The following is a 6,377-nucleotide window of genomic DNA, read 5'->3' on the forward strand; positions in this document are numbered from 1 at the left end:
CCAAATATGACTCATTTGGAGCGCTGTGCCAAATTAGAGCAGTGAACTATATTGGAGTATCGTTCTATTTTAGATCAGCGCACCAAATGGGGTGGTGCGGCGCGCCGCCCCTGCTCACGAAGGCGGCATCATGCCCCCGTCACGATCATTGGCGCAGGGCTCGGCGAACTCACGCCGGCCCGCGTCCTGCACATCCACGGCATCCCGGCCGAGGTCTACGAGGCGGAAGCCTCGCCTGCGGCGCGGGCTCAGGGCGGGATGCTCGACATCCACGACTACAACGGGCAGCACGCCCTTCAGGCAGCCCCGATGGCGCAGTTCCGCGCCATCGTCCTGGATGGCCGCCAGGCGATGAGTGTCCTGGGGCAGGACGGCAGCGTCCTGTTCGAGAAGGCCGACGACGGCACCGGCGGTCGGCCGGAAGCGCAGCGCGCGGACCTGCGACAGATACCGCTCGCCGCGCTGCCGCACGACACAGTCCGGCGGGGCCGCAACGCCACCGGCGCCCGCCTCTTGGGCGGCGGCCGGCATGAAGTGACCTTCACCGACGGCAGCAGCGTCACCACGAGGGTGCTCATCGGCGCGGACGGCACCTGATCACGGATACGGCCGCTGCTGTCAAAGGCGATACCCGAGTACGCCGGCACGTCGTTCGTCGAGACCTACCCGTTCAACGCCGACACACAGCACCCGGCTGCCTGTCCTGCGCCCACACTACGCCCTGCCCAAGCGGCACCTGCGGGAGCGGACGCCCGGGGTGACCCTGGTCGGCGACGCCGCCCACCTGCTGGCCCCCAACGGCGAAGGCGCCAACTGGGCCATGTACGAAGGCGCGGAACTGGGCAAGGCCCTCGCCGCCCACCCCGACTTCGCCGGGTCGGCTTGGTCGCCGCTGGAGCCCGCGACTCCTGCCGCCTCTGGTCCCGCCTGCATCCAGGACCAAAGGCAGCAGATGTCCGGTCAGACGGTGGTGGCCACCCAACCGACGGTTTCGGTCGTGTGGGTGCCGTCGCTGCGGACGTTGGCGTTGACGTTGACCTCGTTGAAGCGGATGAGGAATCCGCTGGGGGTGACGTCGTGGAGGCGGATGCCAGGCGTCTCCGTGCCGTTGAACGTCTGGGTCTGGGCCAGCACGATCACCTGGGATCCGCTGGGGAACGGGGTGGGGAAGTTGACGCGGGTGAAAGTGGAGGTGTTTCCCCCGCGTGTCTCGATGGGCTGGTTCGACGAAAGGTTGAGCTTTCCGGTCTGGACCATGGACATGTGTGACTCCTTGCGTCCTTGCGGCTTCGGATTGCCGACGTCTTGGACAGCGGCCGCAGGGGTTCTTCCCTGGGTGGTATTCACCCATTCGCCCGCCACTCCATGGGATGATCGCTAATCAGCCAATGCGAGTGCAATTGACCCAAACACGTACTGGCACCTGCAGGCCCACCTCGACAGCCCGCCGCCCTCACGGCGGGTCCAGGGGCCGTTCCGCGAAGTCATGCTGGGGCGGAGGCTCTCAAGTGGTGATGAGCCGAGGAGCCGAGGCCAACGTCCCGCCGCGGCGCACAGCGGGCGGCGCCGCTGCTCAGTGGGCACCGGCCTGTCCACCGGCCAGCGGTCTACCGGGCGCGGGGCTCCCGATCGGTGCCGCCGTGTGGGGTCAGGCATCTCAGGTGTCGAGCATCCGGGACAGGGCTTCGGCCTCGGCCGGATTCGCGGTGAGGTGGTAGCTGGCCTTCACACTGATCCAGGCGCGGCTGTAGGTGCACCAGTACGACTGCAGTGACGGCTTCCAGCAGCCGGGGGCCGTTGGCGAAAGCATGCCGCTCGGACGTTGCGATGTGCCGGAGCGCCAGGCTTCCTTGAGGGGGACGACGTGGTCGATGTCGACGCGGGAGGCGGAGTCGACGGTGAGGCCGTCGTACTCGGAGCACCAGGTACCGGACACAGCGCGGCACTGATCGTCCTGGACCACGTCCTGACCGTCCCGTTGGAGCACGACCTCGCGGTCGTCGCAGGTGCCGTACTGGGTGATCCAGTGCGGGAACTTCGCCCGGGAGTAACCGGGGATGTCGTCCTCGTCGGCCACGGCCAAGCCCGCCAGGAGCTCACGGGCCTTCACCGCATCCGGCGGTTCGGGGAGTTCGCGGAGGGATGGTGCCAGACGGGCGGGTGCCTGAGGGCGGGAGTGTGGGGGGCCGCGGTGGCGGTGGTGGGGGCCCGAGGCGCTGCAGTCCTTCGCGCCGGCGACACGCCACCTCTCCCTGCTCTCCTACCCGCTCTTCGACGGACCGATGACCGTGAACGAACTGGCGGCCCGGCTGCAGGTCGCGCCGACGGCGGTGAGCCTGCTGGTCGGCGATCTGAGCCGGAAGGGATTCCTTGAACGGCGTGAGGACGAGGCGGACCGACGCCGTCGAATCATTGGCATTCCGGCCGACCAGCAACCCGCGATCACCGCCTGGCTTGCCCCCGGGTGCGGCTGCGTGGCGCAAGGCGTTGGCCCCGCTGACACGGGAATCAGCGACAGCTGTTCGTCGACACGCTGCTCGCGTACGAAGCCGCGGTGGCGGTGCGGATCAAGGCTGAACCGGGCCCACAGTCATCGCCGCCCACGAGCAGCGGATATCCGACGCGTGATCTACTGCATTCACCGGGTAGTCACGGCGACTTCGGTGAAGGGAGCGCCCTCGGTGCGGTCACCAGCCCCGTGCCGTCCACCAGCTCCGCACCGGCCCGAGCGACATCGTTGACGTCGGCCGCGCTGCAGCTGGTCGAGGACGCTGGCCTGCTGGCATCGTTTCAGGCGACGCCAGCAGGCCGTCCAAGAGCCGAACCCCTGCTCCCCCGGCAGGAGTTGCGGGGCTATGTCGTTACAAGACGTAATCGCGGTCGGCGTGCTCCGGCCTGCACGATCACGCGCCTCCTCGATCGCCTCCACCCCCGACTGGTCCAGCAGGAGGAGGTCGCCTGACGCGCCTCACACCGCACGTACATCACGTCGACGGACTCCCGCGGCGGCCCTGGGCTGAGATCCGGGTACGGCTCTTCCAGTCCTCTTCCACGGCACGGCTCAGGCCGCCACGGCGCGCTCGCTGCCCGGCCCGGGGACGTCACGACACGAGGCCGGCCCCCTCCAGCTCGGTCAGCCGCACGGTGCACAGCCCCCCACGCTCGGCCTTCACCTCCGTCACCTTCAGTTGCGTCCCCGGCGCGAGGATGTACTCCTCCTCGCCCGTGAACGCGGAGAACCGCCGGATCCCCACCGCCCGCGCGGGCGTCACCTCGAACAGTGTCCGCCGGCCACGCCCGCCGAGGAACGCGCGGGCCACACCCAGCTCGGACGTGCACGACGACACGCCCCACCACGTCACCGTCCGCCCCAGCGGATACTGGGACCGCAGATCCAGCGCCACACCACGCCACAGCTGCCGCGTCTGCGCCGGCAACGCCTCCATCGCCGAGAACAGCAACCGCAGGTACGGCAGGTACGGCACCACGCGCTCCCGGTCCGACGAGCGCAGCACGGCGTTGATCTCGCGGTAGAAGCCCGACTCGCACGTGTACAGGTAGAGGGCCGAGATCGCGTCGGCCGACAAGGCGCCCACGGCCGTCCCGGACGGCGCGCCCGCAGAAGCCGCCTCCGCGGCCTTCGTCTCCCCGAAACGACTCGACAGATCGATATGCCGATCCAGGTTCGCGAGCACCCGCGAGACCGGTTCGACGGCCTTCCGGAAGTCCATCAGCGGCGTGTCGAACACGCCGGTGACGGGCGGGAGGACGAGGCCCTCGTCCTTGACGCTGGTGAGCCGCTCCAGATACAGCTGGTGCAACTCCATCGTGGACGCGATGAACGCGCCCATCCGCTGCGCGACACCACCGTCCTCCGGCCCGCCGGCCCCACCCGTCCCCTGGTCCCAGCCCTTCCGCGGCAGCCAGTCGACCGGCTCGGACCCCACCGTCGCCAGGGCGTCGTTCACCTGGGCGAAGTGGTCGCCCTCGCAGAACAGATCCCCCTGCGCGGCCGGATTGGCGTGGTCCAGGTGACGGACCTGCACACCCGGGTACTTCTTCTCCAGCCGCTGGACGACCCTCTTCAGACTCCGGGCGTGCGCGCCCCACCAGGCGAACACCACACCCCGGTCGTCCTCCTCCACCGCGTCCTGCTTCGCCCGGAGGATCTCCTCGACGATCTGCTCGACCACAGGGCGCCAGAACGACGTGTGCCGATCGGTCGCCATCGCCCCGTCCGCGCTCGCCGTGAGGGACGCGTTCAGCAGCAGCACACCCTGAGTGAGCATCGCCTGGAACCACTCGGGCGGCTGAACCGTGTCCTCCTTCTTCAGCAAGGCGCGGACATCGGCGATCGGGGTCTTCTTGACGATGCCGTACTTCCACATCGCGGCCGCCTTGATGAGGCAGCGGATGCTGACGACCCGGCCGAACTGGCTGTCCTTCCAGTCGTTGAAGGTGTTGTCGAACATCGCGATGCCGGTCGCGCTCTCCGCCCGCGGATAGGGGTTCTGTCCGAAGACGACCACCTTCCACTTCTCCGGCGGATGCGGCTTCAACGCCTGGAACGTCAGCTCGCGCACGGGAACGACTTCCGGGCTGCGCTTCGGGCCGATGAAGTCGGCGGCTCCTGGCTGCGCCTCGATCACCGGTCCGAGCAGTGGCAGCCACGGCTCGCCGCCATCGGTGAACAGGCCGGCCAGTCCCAGCGGATCTCCGGCCGGGGATCCGGCATCGCCTGCGGCCGTCACATCGACATCACTCACGAGGGTGGAACTCCCAATACTCGAACCGGACGCCTCCACGAGCGCCCCGGCATGCTGAACTGGTGCGGCAGGGTCGTCGCCGGTGTCCGCGCCCTGGGCGGCGCCGGCCTGCGAGGTCTTCGGGTCAGTGACGAAAGGAAGGCCGCTGCGGCACGTTGATCCGGACCCGCCGTGCGGACCCCGCTCCCTCGATGTCGTCGAGCTGCCCCAGTACGGCGGCCCGCAACTCGTCGTAGTCCGCGAAATCATGGTCGTGGAAGAGGGTGTAACCCGTCCACATCAGGTTGGCGCACACCTTCGCAGGCACCTGCCCGGTCTGCGCGCCCATCCCGACGAGGGCCACCGACCGGATACTGCCCGGCTTCGCCCGGTTCTGCAGATGCACCGCCTGGAAGGCGGCCGCGCAGGCCAGGGCCACGTTCATCGTGTCGCTGACGTTCTGCGACGACTGACGCATGGTGGGCGTCGAGATCAGGTACCGGGGCACGTCCGCACCGGACGGGACGCACACCGCGCTGCCCACCGGCAGCCGTCCGCCGAACCGGTCGCGGATCGCCCGCTGCACTCGCACCTGGATGCCCGCACCGAGATACCGCTTGACGACGGCATCGACCCCACCGTCCATCCGGCCACGCTCGTTGGTGGGCGAGACCCAGGCGTCGGCGTCCACATCGAGAAGGGATCCCCGCCTGATCCCGACCTCCGGCGTGTCCGCGAACGCGGACCGCCAAGCTGTCACCACCTCGTCGTTGACGTCGACCAGGACGACGCTCAACGCATGTCTGACACCCACGATTCCACCCCTCTCACCCCGTGATCTCGAACAATCCCGAAGCTACCGTGCGCCACTGACAGCGCCGTTCGACAGGGTTGTTCGAGCAGGGTTGTTCGAGCAGGGGAGCAGGAGAAGCCGGCCCAGGGCGCTCCGACACTGTCGTGAAGTACGGGAGGCGCTCGATGTGTACGCAGGTCTGGCACAGTGCGCGGCCGGTGTCGCCCACGGGGTGCAGGGCTGGTCGGGACGGGCCCCGCATTCACCTCATGCCCGTCTGCGGTCGTGCGTAAGTGGCGGCCGCGGACAGCTGTGCGGTGCTCGCGCAGGTCTGCTCTCCTGACACCGGGTCATGTGTGCTGGTCGTAGCCCCACCGTGACAGGTGAGGTCACCGCCGGCCCGGGGCAGCCCGCGGCCTCAGCCTCATCTCAGCTGCGTCCGGGGCCGGGCCGAGCACGGATGCAGCAGTTCACCGGGCGGTGAACCACCGCGGCTCGTACGGTCGGTCGTGAGTGCCCTGACAGGACGGTGCTCCTGGGATGGCCCCGCGGTCACTTCGCACGTTCCGCAGGGCCACCCCATCCGTCAGGTCAGAGCATCAGACGTGACTGCCGACCACTCTGGCAACGAGGGCCCCCGCCAGTAGGGCGAGGCCCGTCCACGGGACCTTGTTCACACTGACGTGAAACTCGCGGGCCCTGAACTCCACGTCGGGCCGCGGCTCTCCCTTCCTCTTCCCGGACTCGTGGGCTGTCGTGCGCTCACTCATGGAACTCTTCTTTGTCCATGCCGCACGGGTGCCGTGCGGCATGTGACGGCACTGTGGAACAGAGGATGG

At 68.7% G+C, this 6,377-nt stretch carries 6 protein-coding genes and 1 pseudogene; 2 read left to right on the forward strand and 5 right to left on the reverse strand.

What is annotated here, in order from left to right; genetic code table 11:
- Nucleotides 1–144: 144 nt before the first annotated feature.
- Nucleotides 145–868, forward strand: a pseudogene (locus tag EES42_RS31775) (hypothetical protein); the annotation flags it as partial.
- 92 nt (nucleotides 869–960) lie between these two features.
- On the opposite strand, the gene EES42_RS31780 reads toward EES42_RS31775, so the two are convergent.
- Together EES42_RS31780 and EES42_RS31785 are read right to left on the reverse strand one after the other, a co-directional pair.
- Complete coding sequence (locus tag EES42_RS31780; protein ID WP_124722175.1) at nucleotides 961–1,263, reverse strand: hypothetical protein; 303 nt, start codon at nucleotides 1,261–1,263, stop codon at nucleotides 961–963.
- Between the two features lie 394 nt (nucleotides 1,264–1,657).
- Nucleotides 1,658–2,110, reverse strand: a complete 453-nt coding sequence (locus EES42_RS31785) for an HNH endonuclease (RefSeq protein WP_124721732.1) — start codon at nucleotides 2,108–2,110, stop codon at nucleotides 1,658–1,660.
- A gap of 172 nt (nucleotides 2,111–2,282) precedes the next feature.
- On the opposite strand from EES42_RS31785, the gene EES42_RS47645 reads away from it, so the two are divergent.
- Nucleotides 2,283–2,741, forward strand: coding sequence for a MarR family transcriptional regulator (locus EES42_RS47645; protein WP_323180999.1), 459 nt, complete (start codon nucleotides 2,283–2,285; stop codon nucleotides 2,739–2,741).
- Between the two features lie 360 nt (nucleotides 2,742–3,101).
- On the opposite strand, the gene EES42_RS31795 is transcribed toward EES42_RS47645, so the two are convergent.
- From EES42_RS31795 to EES42_RS45075, 3 genes are all read right to left on the reverse strand, one after another.
- The gene (locus EES42_RS31795; protein WP_124721733.1) at nucleotides 3,102–4,766 is read right to left on the reverse strand and encodes an ADP-ribosyltransferase domain-containing protein; all 1,665 of its coding nucleotides are present in this window, start codon (nucleotides 4,764–4,766) and stop codon (nucleotides 3,102–3,104) included.
- Nucleotides 4,767–4,890: 124 nt separating this feature from the next.
- Nucleotides 4,891–5,559 (reverse strand): macro domain-containing protein, encoded by a 669-nt coding sequence (locus EES42_RS31800; RefSeq protein WP_124721734.1) that lies wholly within the window; start codon nucleotides 5,557–5,559, stop codon nucleotides 4,891–4,893.
- 578 nt (nucleotides 5,560–6,137) lie between these two features.
- Complete coding sequence (locus EES42_RS45075; RefSeq protein WP_164495403.1) at nucleotides 6,138–6,308, reverse strand: hypothetical protein; 171 nt, start codon at nucleotides 6,306–6,308, stop codon at nucleotides 6,138–6,140.
- Nucleotides 6,309–6,377 lie beyond the last annotated feature (69 nt).

It is taken from the genome of Streptomyces sp. ADI95-17 (assembly GCF_003846175.1).
Lineage (GTDB): Bacteria > Actinomycetota > Actinomycetes > Streptomycetales > Streptomycetaceae > Streptomyces > Streptomyces sanglieri.